The 24,379-nt window shown below is 39.3% G+C and carries 15 protein-coding genes; 12 read left to right on the forward strand and 3 right to left on the reverse strand.

Annotated elements, in window-relative coordinates; all coding sequences use genetic code 11:
- The first annotated feature begins 37 nt into the window (after window positions 1–37).
- The 4 genes from PL9214_RS31660 (at window position 38) to ltrA (ending at window position 7,986) form a co-directional block, all read left to right on the forward strand.
- On the forward strand, window positions 38–199 hold the full coding sequence (locus tag PL9214_RS31660; RefSeq protein ID WP_186440482.1) for a hypothetical protein: 162 nt from the start codon (window positions 38–40) through the stop codon (window positions 197–199).
- A gap of 310 nt (window positions 200–509) precedes the next feature.
- Entirely contained in the window at window positions 510–4,511 is a 4,002-nt protein-coding gene (locus PL9214_RS27935; RefSeq protein WP_072722573.1) for a beta-propeller domain-containing protein, read from the forward strand.
- A gap of 306 nt (window positions 4,512–4,817) precedes the next feature.
- Entirely contained in the window at window positions 4,818–5,039 is a 222-nt protein-coding gene (locus tag PL9214_RS27940) for a flagellar basal body-associated FliL family protein (RefSeq protein WP_245824386.1), read from the forward strand.
- 1,213 nt (window positions 5,040–6,252) lie between these two features.
- Complete coding sequence (ltrA, locus tag PL9214_RS27945; RefSeq protein WP_072718497.1) at window positions 6,253–7,986, forward strand: group II intron reverse transcriptase/maturase; 1,734 nt, start codon at window positions 6,253–6,255, stop codon at window positions 7,984–7,986.
- Window positions 7,987–8,136: 150 nt separating this feature from the next.
- Here the strand turns inward: ltrA and PL9214_RS31665 are convergent, their stop codons facing one another.
- On the reverse strand, window positions 8,137–8,277 hold the full coding sequence (locus tag PL9214_RS31665; protein ID WP_186440483.1) for a hypothetical protein: 141 nt from the start codon (window positions 8,275–8,277) through the stop codon (window positions 8,137–8,139).
- Window positions 8,278–8,557: 280 nt separating this feature from the next.
- Between PL9214_RS31665 and PL9214_RS27950 the strand changes: the two genes are divergently transcribed.
- From PL9214_RS27950 to PL9214_RS27975, 6 genes are all read left to right on the forward strand, one after another.
- Window positions 8,558–10,804, forward strand: a complete 2,247-nt coding sequence (locus tag PL9214_RS27950; RefSeq protein WP_072722574.1) for a hypothetical protein — start codon at window positions 8,558–8,560, stop codon at window positions 10,802–10,804.
- A 29-nt stretch (window positions 10,805–10,833) separates the two neighbouring features.
- Window positions 10,834–11,523: a hypothetical protein gene (locus PL9214_RS27955; RefSeq protein WP_072722575.1), complete on the forward strand. Its 690-nt coding sequence runs from the start codon at window positions 10,834–10,836 to the stop codon at window positions 11,521–11,523.
- A 16-nt stretch (window positions 11,524–11,539) separates the two neighbouring features.
- A complete protein-coding gene (locus PL9214_RS27960; RefSeq protein ID WP_072722576.1) occupies window positions 11,540–14,770 on the forward strand; it encodes a putative type IV secretion/conjugal transfer ATPase in 3,231 nt (1,076 codons plus the stop codon).
- Window positions 14,771–14,779: 9 nt separating this feature from the next.
- Entirely contained in the window at window positions 14,780–15,652 is an 873-nt protein-coding gene (locus PL9214_RS27965; protein ID WP_072722577.1) for a hypothetical protein, read from the forward strand.
- Between the two features lie 153 nt (window positions 15,653–15,805).
- On the forward strand, window positions 15,806–17,170 hold the full coding sequence (locus tag PL9214_RS27970) for a hypothetical protein (protein ID WP_245824388.1): 1,365 nt from the start codon (window positions 15,806–15,808) through the stop codon (window positions 17,168–17,170).
- Window position 17,171: 1 nt separating this feature from the next.
- A complete protein-coding gene (locus PL9214_RS27975; RefSeq protein WP_072722579.1) occupies window positions 17,172–17,888 on the forward strand; it encodes a hypothetical protein in 717 nt (238 codons plus the stop codon).
- A 723-nt stretch (window positions 17,889–18,611) separates the two neighbouring features.
- Here PL9214_RS27975 and PL9214_RS27985 read toward each other — a convergent pair.
- Together PL9214_RS27985 and tnpA are read right to left on the reverse strand one after the other, a co-directional pair.
- Window positions 18,612–19,367: an RNA-guided endonuclease InsQ/TnpB family protein gene (locus tag PL9214_RS27985; RefSeq protein ID WP_072722581.1), complete on the reverse strand. Its 756-nt coding sequence runs from the start codon at window positions 19,365–19,367 to the stop codon at window positions 18,612–18,614.
- Window positions 19,368–19,810: 443 nt separating this feature from the next.
- Window positions 19,811–20,209: an IS200/IS605 family transposase gene (tnpA, locus tag PL9214_RS27990; RefSeq protein WP_072717176.1), complete on the reverse strand. Its 399-nt coding sequence runs from the start codon at window positions 20,207–20,209 to the stop codon at window positions 19,811–19,813.
- Between the two features lie 35 nt (window positions 20,210–20,244).
- Here tnpA and PL9214_RS27995 point away from each other — a divergent pair, with 35 nt between their 5' ends.
- Both PL9214_RS27995 and PL9214_RS28000 read left to right on the forward strand, forming a co-directional pair.
- Window positions 20,245–21,471 carry an RNA-guided endonuclease InsQ/TnpB family protein gene (locus tag PL9214_RS27995; RefSeq protein WP_222425192.1) on the forward strand — a complete coding sequence of 409 codons (1,227 nt, stop codon included), beginning with the start codon at window positions 20,245–20,247 and terminating at the stop codon, window positions 21,469–21,471.
- Between the two features lie 13 nt (window positions 21,472–21,484).
- Window positions 21,485–24,262 carry a DUF3987 domain-containing protein gene (locus PL9214_RS28000; protein ID WP_072722582.1) on the forward strand — a complete coding sequence of 926 codons (2,778 nt, stop codon included), beginning with the start codon at window positions 21,485–21,487 and terminating at the stop codon, window positions 24,260–24,262.
- Window positions 24,263–24,379 lie beyond the last annotated feature (117 nt).

Raw genomic sequence — 24,379 nt, forward strand, 5'->3', positions numbered from 1 at the left:
GAGGGTTGGAGATCTTAAGGCGAGCGCACAGGAGTCAATGGAAAATTTTCCATTGGCTCTTGTTACAGATGCTCCATCCGACCTTCGGGCGATCGCCTCCAATATTCAACCTTGTTTCCCTCTATGGTTTCACTCTGAACTGGAGAAAAGGGCTAAACAAGGCGGGATTCTGTGTGGAAGTAGAATAATCAGTCAATAGCGTAGTTTTACTGATATTTTAAAATCTGACTTTCTCTAAATTTCCGTAAAAATACTCTTGGTTAATTATTCCTAAAGATTTACAGTAATAGATAAGTTCCCGCTACATATTACATATTTCTTGTTTGCAATTGTATGTATTAAATTGCTTTAATGTCTTTTATAGCAAGAAATTAAATCATACAAGTAATGCAAACAATGGTAACAACTACAAAATTGAGTTGTAACTTCTTATGAGGGTAAAAAATTATAATTTTACCTCAAAAACACTTAAATAAAACTATCAATTAGTGCAAAATTAAAGGAGAACAATGGCTGAACATTTTCAGCAGCAACACTTCAACGATATTCAGACTAAATTCGCTAGTTCTGATCTTAAACAACGACTTACAGCACTTTCAGAATGTCTGAAATTTGATCAAGGCTTAGATTTACTTGCACAACAGGCATTAACTGATTCATCGGAGCAAGTTCAACAATCAGCTTATTGGGTACTGTATGGTGATAATCCCTATTTGACTGAAAGTGTTAACCCGAAATCACCTAATGTTTTAGCTCACGATACAATTTCTTGCGTAGCGATTAGTTCAGAACATAAAATTATCGTTGGTGGAAGTTGGAAGAAAATTAGAATTTGGAATTTAAACACAGGAGAATTAGCTCATACACTTGACGCTCATTCCCATTGGGTTTTGTCTGTTGCTATTAGTTCCGATGGTCAATATTTGTTTAGTAGTAGCATTGACAAAACCGTTAAAATATGGAGTTTAAAGACCAAAAATATTTTACATACTTTTACAGAGCATGAAAGTTGGGTTAATGTGGTAAAAATTACCCCAGATAATAAAAAATTAATTAGTGGAAGTGCAGATAAAACTATTAAAGTCTGGGATTTAGACAGCAAGAAACTGATCCACACATTTAATGGTCATACGGGATGGGTATCTTCTTTAGCAGTTAGTTCTGATAGCCAAGTTTTAGTGAGTGGAAGTACAGATAAAACAATAAAGTTATGGGATTTGACAAATCAATCATTATTACGAACTCTTGAAGGACATTCAGATTGGGTTAAAGCTGTAGCTATCAGTTCTGAGCATCAATCTTTAATTACAGGCAGTCGAGATGGCGTCATTAAAATATGGGAAAAAGATCCAAATACTTCAGCAGAAAAATTTAATATCCCTTTGGGCTACATACTTGTATGGATCATATCAGCTATTTTAGCTAAATTTACAGGAGGAACAACTTTAACAATTCCTTTCTTAACCCAAGGTTTCTTCTTTGGAGAAAGTAAAAATAAATCTAACTTTAAATCCAATGTCAACACTTTGAATTGTGTTAAAACAATTTCAAAAAGATTTAAAACCCTCACTGGTTTTGATATTAGCCCTAATGGGAATATTCAAGTCATAGGAAGCCAAACCGGAAGTATTTATATCAAAAACTCTAATCAAACTAACGCTATCATAGATCATTCTGGATTTATTAGTTCTATTGCTGTTAGCTCCAATAGTAAGCGATTTGTTAGTGGTGGTCGAGATTGGATCAAAATCTGGGATTTACAAACAGGAAAATATTTATATCCCTTAACAGGCGATTCTCCTAAACTAAAATCTTTAAAAATTAGTCCCGCTTATAAAACTCTATATTGTGGTGAATATCAAGAATTTAAGGTTCAAGGTTTTGACCAATATAATAAACCCATTGAAATTGAAAAAATAACTTGGACTGCAACAGGTGGAGAGATTGAAGACGGACTATTTCAAGCGGGGTATAGCTCAGGCTCTAACTTTAATATTCAAGCAACTGTTAATCTTATTAGTTGCAAGGCATCAATTACAATCCTTGAAAAACCTCAACTAAAATATTTAAAAATTAGTCCCGATTGTAAATCTATATATTGTGGAGAACATCAACAATTTACTGTTCAAGGTTTTGATCAATACAATAAACCTATTGAAATTGGACAAGCCACTTGGACTGCAACAGGTGGAGAAATTAAAAACGGACTATTTCAAGCCGGAAATATATCGGGTTCTAGCTTTACTGTTCAAGCGCAAGCTGACCAGGTTAGTTGCAAAATATCAATTACAATCCTTGAAAAGCCTCAACTAAAATATTTAAAAATTAGTCCAGATTATCAAGCTCTATATTGTGAAGAATATCAACAATTTACTGTTCAAGGTTTTGATCAATACAACAAACCCATTGAAATTGAAAAAGTCATTTGGACTGCCACAGGTGGAGAAATTGAAGACGGACTATTTCAAGCCGGAAATATACCGGGTTCTAGCTTTACTGTTCAAGGGCAAGTTGACCAGGTTAGTTGTAAAATATCAATTATAATCCTTGAAAAACCTAAACTTGCATCTTTAGAAATTAGTCCTTCAGAAGCCATTCTATATTGTGGTGACTCTCAAAAATTTAGCGTTGAGGGTTTTGATCAATACAACAAACCCATTGAAATTGGACAAGTCACTTGGACTGCTAACAATATAAAACTTCCTAATAATGGGATGTTCATTGTAGGTGACTTTGAAGAAACAGTTACTATTCGTGCAACAATCGAAAAAATTAGTCAATCTGTCCAAGTAAAAGTCATTGAACGCCCAAAATTAACCTCTTTGAGCATAGAGCCTAAATCTATAGTAATGTCTCCTAACCAACGCCATGAATTTACAGTTCAGGGTTTAGATCAAAGAGGGAATCCTATTTCAGTTGGAAAAGTAAATTGGACTCAAACTGGGGGTGAAATTAACAACGATGGACATTATACAGTTTCGTTTTATAGTCAAGGGGAATACACCGTTACCGCTTCAATTCCGGGTCAAACAATTAGTGCAACGGCTAAAGTTATTGTTCCCTCCATCTTAACTGATCTAATCATTTTGCCTAACACTATTTCTGTAGAACCGAATGAACCGATAACTTTTGAAGTGATGGGGTTAAATCAGGTAGGGAACTGGATTTGGGTAGAAAATGTTCAATGGAAATGTACCCCAGGTGGTCGAATTAACTCAGAAGGAGTTTTTAGGGGGGGTTATGAAGAATCTCAAGTCATAGTAACAGCTAAAGTTAACTCGATTGAAGCTAGCGCAACGGTTAATCTATTACCTGTTTTAAGACAGATTAATATTTATCCCAATCAGGATAGTTTTATAAAACCTAATGAAAGTATAACTTTTAAAGCCATTGGGTATGATCAATATGGAAATGAAATTGAAACAGGAAATATTTTTTGGGAAGCTCCTGGAAAAAGAATTGATCAAAAGGGTATATTTACAGCCTATGATAATGATAAAGGCTTTTATAAAGTAACGGCTAAAGTTTCTTCTTTATCTCCCTATGATATCCGCTCAAAAATATTAACCTTTGGAATTTATACAAAATTATTAGCTCGTAGTATTAAATTAGCCGAACGGTTATTTTCTCTGAGTGATACAATTCAAAAACTTTTAAATTCTAGTAATTTAGATACTGAGCTTCAAAATAAACCTGCTAAAACTGATAATATTTTTGATAACTTTGGTTCTGATTCAGATTCAGATTATTCCGAAGAAATTTCTAATGTTGAAGTAGATTTCCAAGCATGGGTGATCAAGCAGACAATTAAAATGAGCGTTCGCATATTAGATTGGGTGGGCGAATCTTGTATCAATTTTGCTCAAATTAGTGATTCTGTTAATGTCAACGTTATTCCGGTTTTAAGAAAGTTAAAAATTCAGCCCGAACAAGTTGAACTAAAACCCAACCAGGGGTTTCAATTTAAAGTTACTGGATTTGATCAACAGGGAGATTTCATAATACCCAATTATATTGAATGGGATGCAACAGGGGGAACAATTGATCACAAGGGTTATTTCGTCCCCTCCCCGGATTCTGGAGGAAGTTATGAAATTTATGCTGAAGCTATCCCAGAAAATATTAGTGATTTAGTTGAGGTTAAAGTTGTTCCTGTTGAACAAGAAGATGTTGATATTTCATCTAAGTTCATAGATAGAAATCTAGGAAAAAACTCATTGGCTGACAATGATTCCGATTTTAATCAAGACTCCTATAAAGAACATTCTATTTATCAGGTTGATTTAGATGATTCAAACAATAATTTTCTTTATTCTCGTCATTCTCGTCAGTTAAATACTGTTGATTATAGATTTACCCGATCAAGACGTCATTATGAGAGCAATCATTGGTTTTACAGAAGCCAACTTTTTTATGATGGATACTCTCTTAATGATGTTGGAAGTTATGAAGATTATTTAAACTATCAAGATACTCGTAGCCTTTTTGAATATCTAATATCTGATGATTGAAATTAATTTTATATATAATTTTTTCTATCTTTTTCAGTGAATTATTTAAAGACTATTATTCTATAAATGGTGTCCCTTTAAAAGAACGGAACCTGGAATGAATTCCAAGATGATTATGTCAAGTTTATGTGGTTTGCACAATGGTGCATTGAACGGACAGGAGCAGGAATTTTAGCATTTATCACAAATTAGGGTGTTCTGGATAATCCTACCTTTCGGGGTATGTGACAAAGTTTAGATAGGGTTTGCTGAAAAAGTAGTCAAAAAGTTCAACCTCCTCGAACGGCTCAAGTTTATCGCTACATTTTGAATTTTCTCAGTAGTCAACCTACCCCCACCCAAATTACCCAATTTAGTCCCACACCCGAAATGCAGTCTCGGTTACTGACCCTATTAAGTCGTCGTCAAGGAGGAGATTTAACTCCCGTCGAACAGCAGGAACTCGATGAATATGAACGCATTGAACATTTGATGATTTTGTTAAAAACAGGCAATTTACCCTTTCTAACGGGTCAATCTTATTCATGACTTATATTCCAGCTTAACTGCGCCACCTTGTGAAAGAACGGGCTAATTTTTGTTGTGAATACTGCCAACTCCCAGTCGATGATTGCAGGTCTGGGGATTTATAATTGTAACTCTCCATATCATCGCACAGGAGTCAATGGAAAATTTTCCATTGGCTCTTGTTACATTTGTAGTATTAAAACTACAGATTGACTCTTTCTTTCCACACAAGCCCAAAAAACCCCTAAAAACAGGGAGGAAAAAATAGGGAAAAGTAGGGAAAAAATGCACTATTTTCCCTGTTATTTCCTGATGTAGCCTGTTGTATTACGACAAATTTGGTATCTTATGTAACATTTTGCCGTTTAATCAAAATCACGAAGAGGGAGAAAATGCACTGTTTTCCCTTCTTTTTCCTTCTGTTTCCTCTCCTGTGGAACAGCAAGCCATGTCAAAATTCCGTACCTTAATTCGGTAAGTAAAACTACTCATTCCAGTAGGTTATGATTTTGATTGTTGGTGCGAGACGTTCCTGCCAAAGTTTAGGTTTAAACACCGAAACGTAAGCAGGGAGATAGGTTCAGACAATTGGTAATTGATGCTAAATCAATAGTAAATCCAATTAAATCTATCTTAACTTTGAAAATGTGACCTTAAAGGAAGGTCAATCTCGGAGTCAATGGTGCGGCTTTCCGAATAATAAAGTACGGTAGCCTATTCCAAAGAGATTCGGCAATTCCCACAGTGTCAGACTGATTATCAAAACACTGAAGCTGGGAGTAACGGGAAAACGGATTTAAGTCAAAATCTAAGAATTTCTCTAGCCAATTGCCCAAGAATAACGAAAGTAAACATCCGGCTTGAACTGTCGTAAAAATTAAGTAGCGAAATTGACTTGATTACGCTGCGTTCAAAAGAACAAGGGGAAAAGGTAGGGGGCTCAACAAACCCTCTATAAAAGGTAAGGTTAATTCCGTATAACACTTACTTAGACTCCCAAAAGTACCCCGGCAGATAGGATGATTCTAAAGGCAATAAACCCATTTTCAAGGAACGTTAAAACCCCTCATATACTCCTACAGTGGTCGAATACTGTTAGGTAGCTACAAATCTAAAGCGTATGTTATGAGGGCCAGAGATGGAGTCAGAAGCTAAAGCCTAGATGTAATATTTAGGATACGCTGATAGATTCCGGTTTAGTTGTTAGGTAAGGTTTCAATTAGCAGTAAAAACGGTGAAAACGAGTATAACCAAGACTACGGAAGCATGGAATTCTATCAATTGGGCGAAAGTCCAACGGGTAGTATTTAAGCTGCAAAAGAGAATTTACCAAGCATCATTATCGGGACAAAATGCGAAAGCTCGAAAGCTCCAAAAACTTCTAGTTAAGTCATATTACGCCAAACTCTTAGCAATCAGAAGGGTTACTCAAGATAATCAGGGCAAGAAAACAGCCGGGGTTGATGGCATTAAATCCATCACACCCAAGCAACGACTAGAACTTGCTCAAAACCTGAGTAAATACCAAAAGGCGAAACCACTCCGAAGAAAATGGATACCCAAACCTAACGGAGAAAAACGTCCTTTAGGAATCCCAACTCTACAAGATAGAGTCAGGCAAGCCTTGGTTAAATTGGCATTAGAACCTCAATGGGAAGCCAGATTCGAGGGTGAAAGTTACGGGTTTAGACCCGGACGCTCTGCCCATGACGCGATGTCACGAATCTTCCAAAGCATCAGCAAAGGTGAATATTACATCCTAGATGCTGACATCTCAAAGTGTTTTGACCAGATTAATCATGATTACCTACTGTCCAAAATTGATTGTCCATCAACAATAAAAGCCCAAATCAGACAATGGTTGAAAGCTGGAGTGATGGATAACGGCATATTTGAAGCAACAGAGGCGGGCACTCCGCAAGGGGGGGTCATCAGTCCTTTACTTGCTAACATCGCACTGGATGGAATGATTGAGTTAATTAAACACAAATTCCCTAAAAAGAATAACCGCGTTCAAGCTCAAGTCATCAGATATGCCGATGATTTCGTGGTGATAAGTCCACAATTAGAAATCATACAACAGTGCCAAATTGCTATCGAAGAATGGTTAAAACCCATCGGGTTAGAACTGAAACCAACTAAAACCCGAATCTGTCACACACTGAGAGAAATCGAAGTAAAAGACGAAAAGGTACAACCAGGATTCGATTTTCTAGGTTGGAATTTCCGACAATATCCAGTTGGTAAACACCATTGTGGTACAACAGGAGGAAACACCAAACAATTAGGATTTAAAACCCTAATTAAACCTAGTAAAAAGGCAATTAAAGCTCACGCGGATAAAGTGAAAGAAGTGATTAAAACCCACAAAACTGCACCTCAATACGCATTAATCAAACGCCTAAATCCAGTCATAAGAGGATGGTGTAACTACCATTCCAAAGCTGTTTCCAAAGAAACATTTTCCTTTTTAGACCATAATACATGGCTGAGATTAAGAGCATGGACAGTTAGCCGATGTGGTAAAGCAGGTTACAAAAATCTGAAACATTATTTCAAAAAGAACGGTAATAGAACATGGAATTTTGAAACCCAAAAAGGTTACAGATTACTTACCCATGCAGAAACACCTATTACTCGTCATGTAACTGTAAGACCTGAAGCATCACCGTATGACGGAAACTGGATGTATTGGAGTACAAGAAAAGGAACATCTTATGATGTCCCAAAACGAGTAGCAATTTTGCTCAAAAAGCAAAAAGGCAAATGCAATTTCTGTGGACAATATTTTACCCCAGAAGATATTGCAGAGATCGACCATATCATCCCCACGTCACTAGGCGGTAAAGATGAATATAAAAATCTGCAATTATTACATCGCCATTGTCACGATACTAAAACGGCAACCGATGGGTCGTACAACCCAAAAGAAACCGGATGTTCTGATGATAACAGACAATTAGACTAGGAGCCGTGTGCGATGAAAGTCGCAAGCACGGTTCTGAATGGGAGTTGGGGGTTGTAAAGCCCCCCTCGACCCCTAATATTAATTTCTAAAGTGCTTTGACCCTTTGATTGTTTTTGTCCTTGTTGCTTGCGATAGTGTAGTCGTTGTTGATTAGCATTGCGATGCCAAGACGCAGGCGGTGGCTACGCGATGCCGACAGGCGGCGGCTATGCGATCGCGGAGTCGTTGTTGATTAGCATTAGGATACTGACAGGTGGCGGCTATGCGATCGCATAGACAGACAAATATCACCTATCGGCATCGCACCTAGCCAACCTGTGATTAGAGTAGTTATCCACAGAAGCATTAAATATTAGTCTTCAGCCGTCAGGGGGAAGCAGTAGCGTCAATTAATCCTCTTAGTGTCTCAACCCAATGGATGATAGCTTTCCTAGTAATAACTGCCAATTGATCTAACTTGTGACTGAATCAAATATAAACCGAAAGAAACAACCTTATTTCAAGCACTATTACTGACAATTAATAACTATTAGAGCCAACAAAAATAATTAACTGAAATGGAGATTAATGAATGGTTACAAAATCAGCAACTAAGCCTAAAAAGTTTTCCCCACCTAAACGGGATTGGTCTGTTCTAACTGCTACAGATCCCAAGCACGTTAAAAGGCTAGAGCATATTCAAGAAACTTTAGATACTGCTCTTGATGCTATTCAAGAAGAAGGCGGTGTTGAAGATTGGGAAGATTTCAAAAACTTTGTTGAGTCCTTCAATAAACGTCCTGACCGACTCAATGAATCGGGAAATCAAAAAGCCAGTATTAGTGTAGATTTAGTTACTGAAGGAAAACATGATGAAGTTTCTGGCTTTGTTTTCTACTTAACTAAAGATCCCAGTCAAAGAACCAGTGGTGTCTATTTAGTTAAGAACCTCAAACAGGCTGGAGTTGATACGAAAGAAAATAACAATTTCTACACACCTTCTCATGTCAGCGATTTAATCGATTTAGAAGCTCATGATCAATTAGGTGATGATGACCTTTCAGAAGATTTTGATGAGGATTTAACAGATTTAGAAGAAGGCGAAGAACTCTCTAAACCCCAGAAAGCTACATCAAAATTAGGTTCTTCTCATCGAAATCGTCAAGAACCACAAAACCTAGAGGAAGATGATATTGATGAACTTCTCTCAGAGGATAATGATATTCCTTTGAAAACGGGAGCTTTAGGTGAAATCGCTAAAAATCGCACTTCCCAAAAGTTGATTAAAACTCCTGAAACTCAGCAAAAAACACCTGAAAAGTCAGAAGAACCCTATCCACTGCTTGAGTCTTTGGAAGCGTTTCTTAAAGAAAGCCAACATCAAGGTTCAATCATTAATGCTAAATCCAGCGAAATTGATGGGCTAACCGTCACAGGTTTAACCCTTCAAGCGACTTCTTTAATGGGATTATTAGCAGTTAACAGCATTCAAGAACTTATTGATGGAATTACCCAAGCGAAGGAAAACAATCAAGCTAAAAAACTTGAGGAAATTCTGGAGCAAATTAAAACTTTAAATGAACGAACGGAGGAAATTAGCATTCGCGCTCGACAAACTGACGTAATAGCTGATTTAGAAACCTTAGCAGAACGAACTGAAAATCTGTCTGAACGAACTCAAAAGGTTAAACCCAATAAAACTTTCCAAAACCAGCCAATTAGCTCTAAAGAAGAGAAACAGCAAGTCACCTCCGAGCAAAAAGATCCCATCTTAATTGATGATACTGAAATTAAAGCTGTTGATATTGGAGAGAAAATTGATAAACTCGGAAACCAAATTGATCCGAATTATAAAAGGTCTCCTCCACTCGAAATTAATAAAAGTGTCAGCCTTGACCAACAACTTGACCAAATTCAAGATTATTTAGGAAAGTTGTCAAAAAGGTTAGATCGGTTAGAAGAAATTGTAGAGGAACTAGAGCAAACCATAAAACCTCAAGTTTCCACTCAATCCCATAGCGAACTTAACTCAACTCAACCTGTTTCTAACCCTCTAAATTCTTCTGTTCCTTTTCCTTCCGAATCATCGATTGATGACGAACCTGAAGATCTTCTAAGCAAAATTGTGACTCAAAAAAAAGTACAACAGCAACGTGAAGCCGTCGCCGATTGCTTAGTTAATTATGCCTTGGCGACGGGACAATCTCCTGAATCTGGAATTCCTTTTGATGAAGGTGGCACACTGTATGTTACTCCTGATCATCACAAAATTCAAGTTGCTGTCATAGGCAGTGATGGACAGGATATCTTCTCAGGCACAAAAGAAGGCGATCGCTGGAAATTTGGGGCAAATCAAGACAAATTAACCCCAGAGGAACGGGAAGCCATCTTTAAATTGCCTCAAACAGAAGCGGAATACGACAAACTGGCAACCGCCCAAGCCCTCGTTGAAACCTTCCAATCTGCCTTTCCCAAGCGATTTAAAGGAGAAACTGAACCCGTATTTTCTTGGAGAGAACCCCGTGAAAGTCAGAATACACCTGGGGCTATCAAATACGAATTTGAAATCCTTGATCTGCCCAATGGGTCAAAACAATTAATTGGAACTGACCCACGCCAAAATGATGCTGCTGTATTTGACGCAATTTTAGTCTCAGGAAAACCGCCGGAAATTCGAGAGTGTCGTATTCCTATTGCTGAAATGGAGCAATTACTCGACTCCTCAGAACAGCCTAGCAAAACGCAATCTTCCTCACAAACTCCTCCCGAACGCAACCGCTCATTCCATGCTCCAAAACCCAAAAATGTGTCTTTGAATAACGACGAATTAGAAGTTTAAATAACCGAACACAGGAGAAAAACAAAACTATGTACAAGAACTCTTTTTACTCCAAATCCTCTGCTTCAACCACTCAACCCATTTTTCATCGCTCTGCAAATCCTTTCAACAAATTCATGCGGAAATTCAACCTGAATAAAGCTGACTTACTTTGCATTGCAATTTGTCTGATTGTCACGGTTTATTTAAGTTTAATTCAGCCATTGTTCATCAGTGTTTTTAGTTGTGCTGCCTTAATTTTCTTTGGGGTGCAAAAAATCATGCAGACTATCCCCATTCTTGAAAAAGGGTTGGGCAGTAAAATTCGATTTTGGCATTTAGCGGTTGCTGTTATTACAGTAACAACTTTACTGAATAACTTCCAAACTCCAGCCCAAGCTATTTTCTTAAGCGGTCTTGAACAATTTATGACGAATTTAGCAACAGAAGCAGGAGCCGCTGGAGGAGGAACTGCCGTTGATGCAACCACCATCGCATTAATTTTTAATGCTATTCGAGGTGTGTTTCTTCTACTCGTTGCCGCCGCTGCATTGTTTGCTTATAACCAAGCCCAACAAGGTAATGATTGGCGTCCGATTGTTACTCAAATTGCTTTAGCCTTCGGCATTGTCATTGCCATTGATGTTGTCACTTTTCTATTCGTGGGCAATGGAACAGGCACACCTGCGGCATTCAATCCTAGTTTAGAACTTGGCACAATCTTCACGATTTTACAGTAATTATCAGGAGCCATCTATGACAATACGAGATCCAGAAAAAGACTTTATCCGAGTGAACAAAATTCTGGGAAAACAACCGAGTATTGGGTTTATTCCCGCCAATCAAATTATCCCTTGGTTCTTTCTAACCATTATTTCTTATCTGCTAACAATGGGATTTTTCAGCTTGGGTCTTGGTTGGTTTTTCACCGTCTCATTTTGGTTCATTGTTAGCTGGTGGCTCCTCACTGGAAATCAACCCCATTTGTTTACCGATCAATTCCGAAAACCGCCTGGGGATGAATGGTGCAACGGTGATAGCTTTTATATCTCTCCCTTACCATCAAGGCGTTCTTCCAGAATTGGCAAAAAAGGCAATCATTCCCCTCTCAAAATCAAACTAAAACCCAAAATTGTCCCTAATCAATTTGGAGGAAATAACAGATTTATGCCCTTTCAAAATGAAACTGATATCTGTTGTTTAGTTGAAATCAATAAAGATGGTAGACAAGCATCAGCAATACTGCTTAATCAAGGGTCTAACTATCAACTTGTTTTTGCATTTCGGACTCAAGGATTCCATGACTTACTTTTAAATAGTGAAGTCTCAGGATTTGCAACATCCCTGGAAGAAGGCATGAGAGAACTGCCTCGGGGCGAAAAAATCACCTTTTGTACAGGTTGTTATAGCGATGAGACGTCCAGATGCCAAGAATTAGAACAATTAGCCAATACCACTGACCTTAAAGCAGTGTCTGTACTCACCCGAAATGAGCAACGCCGAATCCAACAATTAACTTATCAAGGAACTCGACAAAATTGGGAACAAATTGCATTTTGTACTTGGACAATTAATGGAAATACACCAACTTCTACAGACTTCCTGGGTAAAGCAATTAATGGTGTTAAATCTTTAGTTGATCAACTGTTAGGAACCTTAACAGGTAACACCAGAATCTACAAAGAACAGTTTTATACTAAGCTGTTGCTCAGTGCCTTTGAAGAAGGATTTCTGCGGTGGGAAATTCTCTTAAATACTAAGATTGGATTAGACATTAATCCTTTGAATACAGTTGAAGTTTGGCAGTGGCTTTGGAACCGATTAAACCCAGGTCAAGCTCCTTCTATTCCCCAAGTGATTCGTTTAGAAGAAACGGCAACTGGATATCATCTCAACGAAATTAAAACTACAGAAAAACACATTTGTACCGTTTTAATTGAAGGAATACAAGGTCGTTCTTCTTGTCCTGAGCATCGTCGCAGTAACAACCGTGTTTATTTAACAGGGAAGGGTAAAGAATGTGGTGTATTGACGATGTATGATTCCCCGATGGGTTGGACAAACACAAGGCAACAATTAAAATGGATGTGGCAAATCATGTCTTCAACCTCTGTCCATGATACAGAAGCTTGGGTTGAAATTAGTGTCGGAAATCCTTTGTTAATTCAAGACAACTTAGCTCGACAAGCAAAAGGTGCAAAAACTGCGAGTATTAGAGCCGTAACGAAAGGACAGGGACGCGATATTGGTGCTGAAATTAAGCAAGAAGAGTCTTTTGATGCCCAACATCGACTTTATAAAGGGGCGATTCCTTTAAATACAGCCGTTGCCTTTTTAGTATATAGAAATACGGCTGAAGAATTAAACCAAGCTTGCAACGCTCTTTCTAATAGTTTTGGAACTGCTAAAGTGATTCGTGAACGTAATATTGCTTGGGAAATTTGGTTGCAATGTCTTCCCATTACGTTTAAATGGTTGCTTCACAGTGGCTCATGGTTAAGCGAAAGACGTTTGACGTTAGATACTGAAACGATAGCCGGAATTCTACCGTTAACGGTTCCTCGTGATATTGATCAAAAAGGAGTTGAATTATTAACTGAACGAGGCGGAAAACCGATTTTTATTGATTTGTTTTACAATCAAATTAGTCGTGCTTTAATTCTGGGAGAATCGGGTTCTGGAAAAAGCGTTTTAGGATGGCGATTTGCCACAGAAGCTTTAGCGAATAATATTCCTGTTGTGGGGATGGATATTAGCAGTGGAGGCAATAGCACGTTCAAAACTGCTATTGAACTTTTAGGGGAGCAAGGCGCTTATTATGATATCAGCGAAGGGTCAAGTAATTTATTGGAACCTCCTGATTTAAGAAAATTTCCTAAAGCGGAACGAGAACGGCGGATGGAATCTTGGAAAGAATTTATTCGTAAAGCATTAGTGGCGATCGCAATGGGAAAAATCCATAATCCCCACTTAGCCCAACGAGTTGATTCTATTCTCTTACGAATGCTGGATTTCTACCTCAAAGATCCAGAAATTGTAGCTCGTTACAATCAAGCATTTGAAAACGGTTGGCAATCTTCTCAATGGCAACAAATGCCAACTTTCCAAGATTTATTGAGGTTTTGTAGCAAAGAAAGACTGAATCTCAAATCCTTTGAAGAACTTGACAAATTGGCAATTAATCAAATCCTAAGTCAAGGTAATGCGTTATTAACATCCCGCTTAGGGAAAGCCATTGGTAGGCCTAGTACCTTTTCCCCAGAACCTGCGGTTAAGTTCTTCGCCCTATCGGGTTTATCAAATGAACAAGATGCTTATTTGATGGCGATTAATGCCCATACCGCTTGTATTCGGAACGCGCTTTCTCATCCCAAAAGTTTATTTTTAGGGGATGAATTGAGCGTGTTGTTAAAGAAAGATGGATTTGCATCTGTTGTGGGCGAACTTTGTGCAACAGGGCGAAAAGATGGCATAGCCGTTGTGCTATTAAGCCAAGATTTTGATGCAATTTGTGAGTGTTCAGCAGGGGCTCAAATTATGCAAAATATGGTCTACAAAATTACAGGAAGGATTACGAATACAGGCGTTGTCGCGGCTCAAAAGTATCTCGGTTATGACCCCCGACTCATCAGCCAAAATGCAACAGAAGCTTTCTTACCCAGAGTTTCTGATCTCTATTCCTGTTGGTTAGTTGAAAAAGGGGGTCGGTTTTGGCGAACTCGATTTTATCCGGCGGAGATGATGCTGGCTTCTGTTGCTAATAACTTACAGGAAAAAGAAGCTCGCGATCGCCTTTTTGCTCAGTACCCATCTACCCTCAAAGGGCGACTCCAAGCTTTAAAACAATTCGCTCAAGACTATGTTGCAGCCCTCAAAGATGGAAAAGGTTTCGACTCCATCGGACGGGGTGAGTCTGAAAAAGCTTCATCCCCATCTGCATCTACACCGGATACTACCCCTTCCAAAACACTTGTCACCTATCGGTAGGTAATGTTTATGAAATCTCCAATTCTATTGATTACAAAACCAGTAGCCGTAAAAACTGCAATTGTGCTGGGGCTGAGTTTAAGTTTAATAAGCTCAAACCAACCCACCTTGGCTCAAACGGCTCCTCCTGTTGCAAAACCCACTCAAACTTCTGTGGTGCAAACGTCATCAACTTCGGGTGATTTCTTCGCACCCATTGAAAACGTGATTAAGGAAGTTGATCAGTTTATTGGTGATGTGCGTGGCTTTGTACAAAACGACTTATTTGGCACACTGAATGAACTGCTGTCTTCATCCTTGGGAGCGATTAAAATTCCCGATTTAAGTCAAGTTAGTCGCGAAATTTTAAACGCGCCAACCTCCCGTTATGAAGGAACACAACTTTCAGATCAATTGGAGAACAAATTAGGCTCATCCGATAGCCAAGGTTCAACTGCAATTATGTCTGAACTTGATAGACAAGCTCAACGCAATACTGCGATAGGAATTGCAGATGGTTCAACCTTGAGTGAAGAGGCTCAAGCTCAAAGTCGCTCAGTTTTACAAGCTACAGAGCAAGATACAACCCAGAATGTTCAACTCGCTGAAGAATCCCAAAGCCTCGATGTGAGCCAACATATTCTGCAAAACCTGTCTCAGCAAACAGCACTCAACGCTCAAGTTAATGCCCGAGTTTTGCAAGAAGCTCAACAAGCTCGTACAGATCGGGCAATTAACAACGTCTTACTATCCCAAGCGGCTCAGGAAATATCTGCTATCAATACGAGCGATCGCCGAGGCAGCATTACATCGGGCAATCAAGCAAGCTCCCAAGCGGGAATGCTCATGTTGCCAGGAGGTGGTTATCTCGGACAAACAACCCACGACGACAACACGAATTAGATAGAGTGCAGTAAGAGTGCGGGGTGCGATAAGAGTGCGGAGTGCGGGGTGGAGAGTGCGGAGTGCGTCAAGAGTGGGTTGTTTGCTGTCTAATTTTCGCTCTTCACCTGAGTCAACAAAAGGTCTTAAACCCTTATTCCACTGTTGGCGACGATGCTCCGCCCAGCCGAAGGCGATCGCAAACTGTCCGAAGTGTTGTTACTTGAATTGTTCTTATTAAACCCATACTCCGCACCCCACACTTTTATTGCACACAGCACTCTTATTGCACCCCGCACTTCGCACCCTGCACCCCGCACCCCGCACTCCGTACTCCGCACCCAGCACACCGCACTCCGCACTCTTATTGCACTCCGCACGTCGCACTCTTCTTATCCGGTCAAACCCATGATGCAACTTTTAGGACAAATAACATCCCCGGCTAGTGGTGGGGAAGGATCAGCATTAGATATTGTTAGTGAATCGATCAATTTAGCTAGGGCCACTTCCGAATCCTGGGACAAAGTTTGGATTGGGACAATTGACCCTATTGCTTCAGGATTGTGGGTGGGTTTAGTATCCTTGGGAATTACCTTAGCCGCCATCAGTATTTTGTTCCTTACCCTCACCAGTGGTAAGGATATAATCGAAAAACAATCTTGGTCAGAACTTGCCTCATTGTTTGTTTGGCCTCTGGTTATCATGCTCTTTCTGGGCGCTAATGGTCGATTACTAGCCAATACCGTCATCGTTAGCCGCAGCTTTGCTTATCAACAAGTGCAAAGCGTTTTGGAAGCTCAATTGGGAGAACTCACCTTTAGAGATGCAATTACTAACGTTACCCTCAGTAGTATTGGTAAACAGCAGCTTGAAAATCTCTATAGTGAATGTCGAAATCAAGTCGGTGAAGAACTCGTAACCTGTTGGAATTCTAAACGCGAAGCGGCGCAAAAAATTGTTGATGAAGCTGAAAGACAAGCGGCGGGTTCTGTTCCTTTACAAGCATTGCGAACCTTTGGACAAATGCTTTGGAATCGTACCTTATTCGGTGCTGCTGAAGATGCCGTTACTTTCGTCACTGACCCGGGTTCTGTGTTTCGAGAAAAAGCCATACCCATTCTTCGTTTTATTCTATACAGCATTCAGTGGGCTTTCGTCAACGTTCTTGAAGCGGCTTTACTGCTGACTGGTTTATTTGCACCCATCGCAATGGGGTTGTCTCTTCTGCCTCTGCAAGGTCGTCCGATTTGGGCCTGGACAACAGGTTTTCTCAGTTTATTTGGTGTCCAGCTTGGCTACAACATTATCGTTGGACTGGCTGCCGTTGTTCTGGTGAACTCAGGAGCAGAACTGGCCAGTGATGTTGCTTTCCTGTTCTTCATCAGTATTTTTGCCCCTGCATTAGCTCTTCTCATCGCCGGAGGAGGAGGAATTGCGTTATACAACGGCATTGCGGGTCATGCTAAACAATTGGTCGATTTATTCAGCAATGCTCTCGGAGCCGCAAGTAATCTGATTATTTACAAAGGATTCAGATAATATGAAGCTTCAAAAATTAACACAACCTGCGCTACTTCCCGAAGCTAAAAATTGGCTTGCCTTGTGTTTTGTGATTTTAACAGCTATCAACTTTGTCACGCTAATTCTACATTTGTTTATTGCCTCCCGCATGAATTCATTGGCTAGTTTAAGAACAACTCAAGTTCAACTCATCAATGGTCAAACTTATTATGTTTCTGAACGAGATCAACGGTTTCGCTATCCATCAGTTATCCAAAATTTCATCAAGACTTGGGCTGAGTTAACCTTTAATTGGGATAGTAAACTTCCGGGTACAAATGAAACTGACTCAGGGATCAAAGTCAATTCAAAACGAGTTCCAACCAGTACCTACTTTGCTTCTTTATTAATGGAACCTGAATTTGGCAAGGCTTCTCTTGATAAAATTGCTGATTTGGTTCCGAGTACCGTTTTTTCGGGTCAAGTTCGCTCGACGATTATTATTTCGTTTCTTTCTGAACCCAGAGAAATTCGCCCTGGAGAATGGGAAGTTGATATGATTGCCACTCGGTTAATTGTTGATCGAAGTTTAGGAAAAGATGAAAGAATTCCGTTCAACCGAACCTTTAGAATTAAAGCCGTTGAGATTCAAACTTCTCCATTAGGCGATCAAGCATCCGCATTTGAGCAAAAAGTTTATGAAATCCGCTCTGCGGGGTTAGAGATTAATAAAATCACTGAATTCAATCCCCAATAAAGTGAGGTCAAAATCATGAGTAATAATGGTTTTCAACATCAACCTGATTTTAATTCTGAACCTGATACGATTGAAGAAGGATTAACTACGTCTAATTTGAAGCAGAAAAATTCCTCTAAAACATCAATCTCTAGCTTTTCAGGAACAATGGATGAACTTAGCCCTGATGAAGAAAGATTATTAGCGGGCTATGATCAAGATGCTTTAGAATTGTTAGCTTCTGAATACAGAATTAAACAGGATGATGAACAAGTAGAAAGTCGAGAGCTTTCTCAAAAACCCACCGTTCGGATGTTTTCTGTTTTGACTGCTACAGGTTTTGTTTTAGGCGTTTTTGGCTTTTTATGGTTTGTCTTTTTTGCTCCTAAACCCGTTGCTCAACAACCAAAAACCTCAAAACCCGAAGTGACAACATTTTCCCCTAAAAATGAATCAGGCGAACTGAAAAGTCAATTAGCTTTTCAAGATCAGCAACGAACCCTAAACCCTCAATCTCCAACACCTAAAAAACCGCCTACTTCAAATGCAGCACCACCTTCTAAACCCAAACCTACACCTGCATCTAATTCTGCAACCCCCCAACCTGTAAGACCTGTTCAAGCGACACCACCACCCAGACCCAGAACAGTACAAGTTGTTCCTCCCCCTGTACGGCCTGCACCTGCCCCTCGTCCTGTACCTGCCCCCGCACCGACCGTAGCATCTCGCCCTTCAAATCCCCCATTAGAAGAAGTTGACCCCTATCAANTTAGCTAGTTTCTTTCTAGCAACTTCCCTTCTTTTGCTACCTTTCTGTTTTCTTGATAAATTACGCTGTAATCTCCTTAAACGCTTTAGTTGTTTCTTTAAGGGTTTAGGAGATTTAATTTTTTCACCGTGGCTTAATGTCGCAAAATCAGTGATTCCTAAATCAATTCCTACGGAATTTTGATTTTCAGGTAAGGGTTGAGGATTAAACTCAACGACAAAACTCACAAAATACCTATCAGCACTATCTTTAATTAAGGTAGCACTAGAAGGTGTTGCGGGTAATTCTCTACTCCAAACTACTTTAATATCGCCGATTTTAGCGATGTAAATGTAATCGGAATTAGGGTAGAGTTTAAAACCATTATCCATAAATCTAGCGGATTGCTTAGATTTACGCTTTTTAAACTTGGGAGGTTTAACTTTCTTGCCTTTTCTTTGTCCTTTACAGGATTTAAAAAAGTTAGAGTAAGCTTGTTCTAAATCTCTTAAAGACTGTTGCAAGGGAATAGAAGAAACTTCTCCCAACCAGATTTTCTCCTCGGTTTTCTTGAGTTCTGTCAGTCTTTTAGAAAGTTCATTACTATTTGGCTTTTTGTTGCCTGCACGGTATTGTTCTTGACAGTACGCTAAGGCATCGTTAAAAACTACCCGACAGCATCCGAACAATTGAGACATCAATCTCTTTTGTTGGTCTGTTGGGTAGATTCTATATCGATATCTTAGCTTCATTATCTGCGCTTAAAATCTTATTCTTCAGTATACACCAAAATTGAATAAAAAGCCTAAGTGGAACTTAGGGGTTTTAAACCCAGAATTTTCGATAAGGGAATGTGCCAGCAGAAGTAAATCTATTGACCTGAGCCTTAACAATTCTTAACTTGATAAAAGTTTTTATCAATTATAAGATTAGTAAGTGAAGAATTTTCTAATCAGTAACGCTGAACCTAGTTCAAATAAGCTGCTTTAGCATTCTACTTGTTTAGGGAATTTTGCCTCACTGAGACTCTGAATAAAATTATCAGTGAGGCTTGGATCAAATTTAAAGCCAACAGTTAATCAGAAAAACAACCTAAGAATCCCCATTCTGAGTTTTTCCTTTACAATAACCGTATTCAAAGCCCACGTCTTTCAAGCGTGGGATGTAGAATACCCGCCTTTAGGCGGAGTGAAGGCTAGTGAGAGTTTTGGTTAGCAATATACTTTTTGATAGTTTCACTAGAAACAGAACCAGCCGTCCCACAATAATAGCTTCGACTCCACAAAGAAGGTAGTTTAAGTAAATGAGGAAATTCTTTTCTTAATATTCTTGATGATGCCCCTTTGATTCTGAACATAATTTGATGTGGAGCAATCAAAGGGTGACAACTAATAAATAAATGCACATGATCAGGCATTATCTCCAGAGCTAGGACATCACATTCTAGCTCTTTTGCTTTTTGGTAGATAATTTCCTCTAATCTTCTGCTCACTCCGTTAACCAACACCCTTTTCCTCCTTTTTGGGCAAAAGACAAAATGATAGTTGATCAGACTAACTGATGTGTTTTTTCTTCTATATTGATTTTCTGTCATTGTCGATACACACGATTCATCAACCTTATGTTATCATGGATGACATGACAAAAATAACTCGGACGATTAAATTGAAATTCGTGGATCTCAACCGTTGTAAAGCTCAGGTGTTTGAGCAAATGACGGCAGAAAACACACGGGTTGCCAACAAGCTGTTGTCATTGCCGATTAAAGAACGGCGTAAAATGACAACAGCTAAAATTATGTCCGAGTTAAAATCTGCCCTTGTTAACCAAGTAATCCGACATACCACATCACCCACAGGTCGTAAAACCAAACAATATAAAGTTCTTCCTGTGGAAGTTAACAACCAAAACTGGAAGTTAACCCTAAAAGGGAATACTTATTCAATTAGTTTTCCAACCCTTAAAGGTGAAAAAAGAATTCCCATTGAAGTTGCATCTCCCCATTGGCAACCTGTTTTAGACGGATTGTTAGAGGGAACAATTCAAGGGGGTTCTTTTAAATTAATTAAACATCGAAATAAGTGGTATGCCTATCTGTCAATTACTGAGGATGTTCCAGAAGTTAAGACGGAGAAAAGATTAGGATGTGACCGAGGACAGAATAATTTAGCGGTAGTTGCACCTAAACAGGGTTTTGGTAAGTTCTTTAATGGTCAAAGCGTTAAGCATCGGAGACGTTATTTTCAACAACGAAGAAAACAACTTCAAGAAGCTAAAAAGTTTCGAGCATTAAAGAAATGGGACAAAAAAGAACGACGATGGATGGATGCAATCAATCATACAATCAGCCGTCGAATTGTTCGTTTTGCCGAATACCATAATGCTGATGTTGTTATTGAGGATTTAGAAGGATGTCGAAGCACAATGAAACAGAGCCAAAAATCTCGTTCTGATTCCGGTGAATCTCGACATAATTGGTCTTATTATTCTTTGGAACAGAAACTTAATTATAAGTTGGCTCTTAAAGGATTGAAATTAATTAAAAGACCTGCGCCATACACTTCCAAATCCTGTTCAACCTGTGGTTTTATTGGTAAAAGAAATCGACATGATTTCAATTGCCCTAATGGTCACTACCATAACTCTGATTTGAATGCTGCGAAAAACCTAGCTCAATGGGACGGTTTTTCTTGTCAGTTAGACCTACAGAGAGATGCTTCTGTAATGGATTCATCCGGTTTAACTGATGGGGTGCTTGGCACACCCCTGAACTCGGTGAATACAGTCAAACAAGAGTATATTCAACTGTCTCTGCTTGACTGGACTAGATACGAGAATCCCACCCCTTTAGCGTAGCGCAGGGGTGGGAGTGTCAACTCCGAGTGTTCACCCCACAACGGGAGAGTATGTTTGGGTGAGCGGTTGCGCTCCTGATGAAATTGCAATTGCCATCGCTCCTTTGTGGCTCATAGAAGCAATGCTTCAAGAGGAGACAGAACCTGCTACCGCAGCAAAGCCATATCCCCTTCACAATGAAGTTAACATCTATTATCCCCCAACTTCAAACAACTCTCAACTGCAATGGACTGATGCAGATTGGGCTTTGTCTTATCTAGCCGCATTATCCCCAAGTCGGGCTGATCATTACGAGGACTGGTGTAGCGTTGGTATGATACTTAAATCCATTGATGAGTCTTTACTCCCTGAGTGGGAAAGTTGGAGTCGCCAATCTTCTAAATATAAACCTGGAGAATGTGATAAGAAATGGAAATCTTTTAACAAAAGTGGAGTAGGAATTGGGACTCTAGCATTGATGGCAAAACAAGATGGCTGGAGTTCACCATTTCGAGGGCAATCGCTGTTTAATGGGAGTCATACTTTTCATCTAAATTCACCTCAAATAATCCGTACTAAAAATGGGCATAACAACAATAATAGTATGTCCGATCTTTCTAATCGTTCAGGCGATTGCACTTTAAATAACACCCCGTCTTTATATGATCAAGTTACGACTATTTTAACAAGTGACAATAACCCTCCTCAACAAAGTGCTGCTTTTGTTGAACTCTCATCAACGAAAGGCTATCCGCTCAGGGGCGTTAAACAGTTAGCCGTTGAAATTGAAACTTATATTGGTAATCAAGAAAGAAGTACAGAAGATGCCCGTGAACTGAATAAACTCCTCAATTACCGTGAACAAAAACTTGATATTACCCAAATTTTACCCGCTCCTCTCGCCCAAGCCTTATTAACAAAAGCCGATTCTGACCGTCTTGATCCGGCTTATCTTTATCAATATCTCTTAACAGCTTGTGGTAGTGAAATGGGCGGACATATTGGCATTGTTGGTAAACAAGGTGCAACGGTAGCCGATAGTTGGATAGAATACCCTATTTTTTGGACAATGGTTATTGCCTTGGCATCAGGTGGAAAAAGTCAGACGATGCGCTCTATTTTTGATCCCATTAAACATCGCTATAAGCAAAGTAAAACAGAATATAAAAAACTCAAAACCGAGTTACAGGGGTTAGAAGAAGCATGGCAACAAAAGTCATCAGAAGAGAAGGAAGAACTCAAAAATAGTCAACTCAATCCTACGGTATTTAAAGCCACCATGCCACCGCCACCACCCAAAAAGTTAATTGAAGCTGGAACTCCAGAAGGAGCTTTAAGACGATTGAGTGAATTAGCTTCGAGGAGTGGCTGTGTTTGGGTTTTTGATGAATTAGTGCGATTGTTAAAATTAGATCAATATAAAGATAAAGGGGGAGATACCCGTCAAATTTTATTACAAACTTGGAATTCTCCATCAGATCTCGAATTTGAGCGTTCTAATGAAGAAGATTCTTTTGAACTCAAAGATTTGTGTTTAAATTTAACAGGTGCAACTCAACTTTCAAAAATTAAAACCTTGTTTAGTGATCCTGATGATGGAGATGGTCTAATTAGTCGCTTTTTAATTGCGGTTCCTGCCAGTCCAGATAACTTTGCAGTTTGGTCAGATTCAGTCGTTGCAATTAATCAAGAATTACAAGATTTATATGAGCATCTGCGGGTATTACATCAGCGATTACGAGAATTTCGTAAAGGTAGAAATGAGGAAAATGAATTTTTAATCGGCAGGGATGAAGCAGTTGAAATGCAAGAGGATGGGGATCTGTTCTCAACTCCTTCCGATGATTCTCACGAGGAACAACTGCCTTTTTTATTATCTTTTACTCCCCAAGCACGGCGACGGTGGCAGCGATGGTGGGAGGAAGTTCGGCGCAATCAACAGGGGGTGGAATTTGAGAATCCGGCATTGTTTGCCTATTTGGGCAAAATGCTCAGTCAAACCTTGAGATTAGCACTGCTGTTGCACTGCATGGAATTAAAATATGAGCAAAAATCTGACCCTTTGCGGGTGGGTATCGAAACTTTAGAACGAGCTATTTTAGCGGCAAAGTTTAGTATCGGACAGTTCCGTATTATTCAAACGAATAACCATCAATCCGATTCTCTCCCTGGCCGATTGTCCTTAATTCACGCCTATGCTTTAAGAAAAGGAACAGAAGTCTCGGCGGTACAAGTTCAAAATACTGTGTTTAAGCGTTGCAAACCGAAACCCACCCTTGCGGAAATCCGACAGGATTTTGCCACCCTGACTGAGAATGGATATGCAGTTTTATCTGGGAAAGGCAAAGACTTACGAATTAGAGCAATTCCGATTTCTCAAGCAAATGTCGGAATTCCGAATCATTCCGACGGCTATTCCGACACCCCTCAAGTGAATGAAAAACTGAATCGGAGTTCAATCCAACCGTCACTCGTCAAAAATTCCGACAATTCCGACCCAAAAACATTTTTTTCAACCCAGCTTGAAAATAACTCTAGCCAATTGGGGGATGAGGAAACTCCTAAAGTTATTCCAGTAGCCGAAAGCAGTCTTTCCGATCCAGGGGAAAGGTTATTTGATCAGGGGGTAGATCACGTTTCGGATCAAAATTGTCGGAATTGTCGGAATTCTGATGATGAAAGCTCTCCAGATCTTTATAAGCAAGGAATTTTAGACGATGAAAGGCTGTCGGAAACTTGTCGGAACGATGTCGGAATTTCCGACAATCTGTTGGAAGAAAATTCCGATTCATCAGGAAATTTGCAGTTTTGAGGGAATTCCGACTCTGGGTTTGAACATAATTCATCTTTGAGTGAGCTAATTTCTCAGACGAATCAACCCGCAACTGATGATTACAGCCTAAGTTCTCCCGATTTATGATTTATGAGG

The sequence above is a fragment of the Planktothrix tepida PCC 9214 genome (genome assembly GCF_900009145.1).
Lineage (GTDB): Bacteria > Cyanobacteriota > Cyanobacteriia > Cyanobacteriales > Microcoleaceae > Planktothrix > Planktothrix tepida.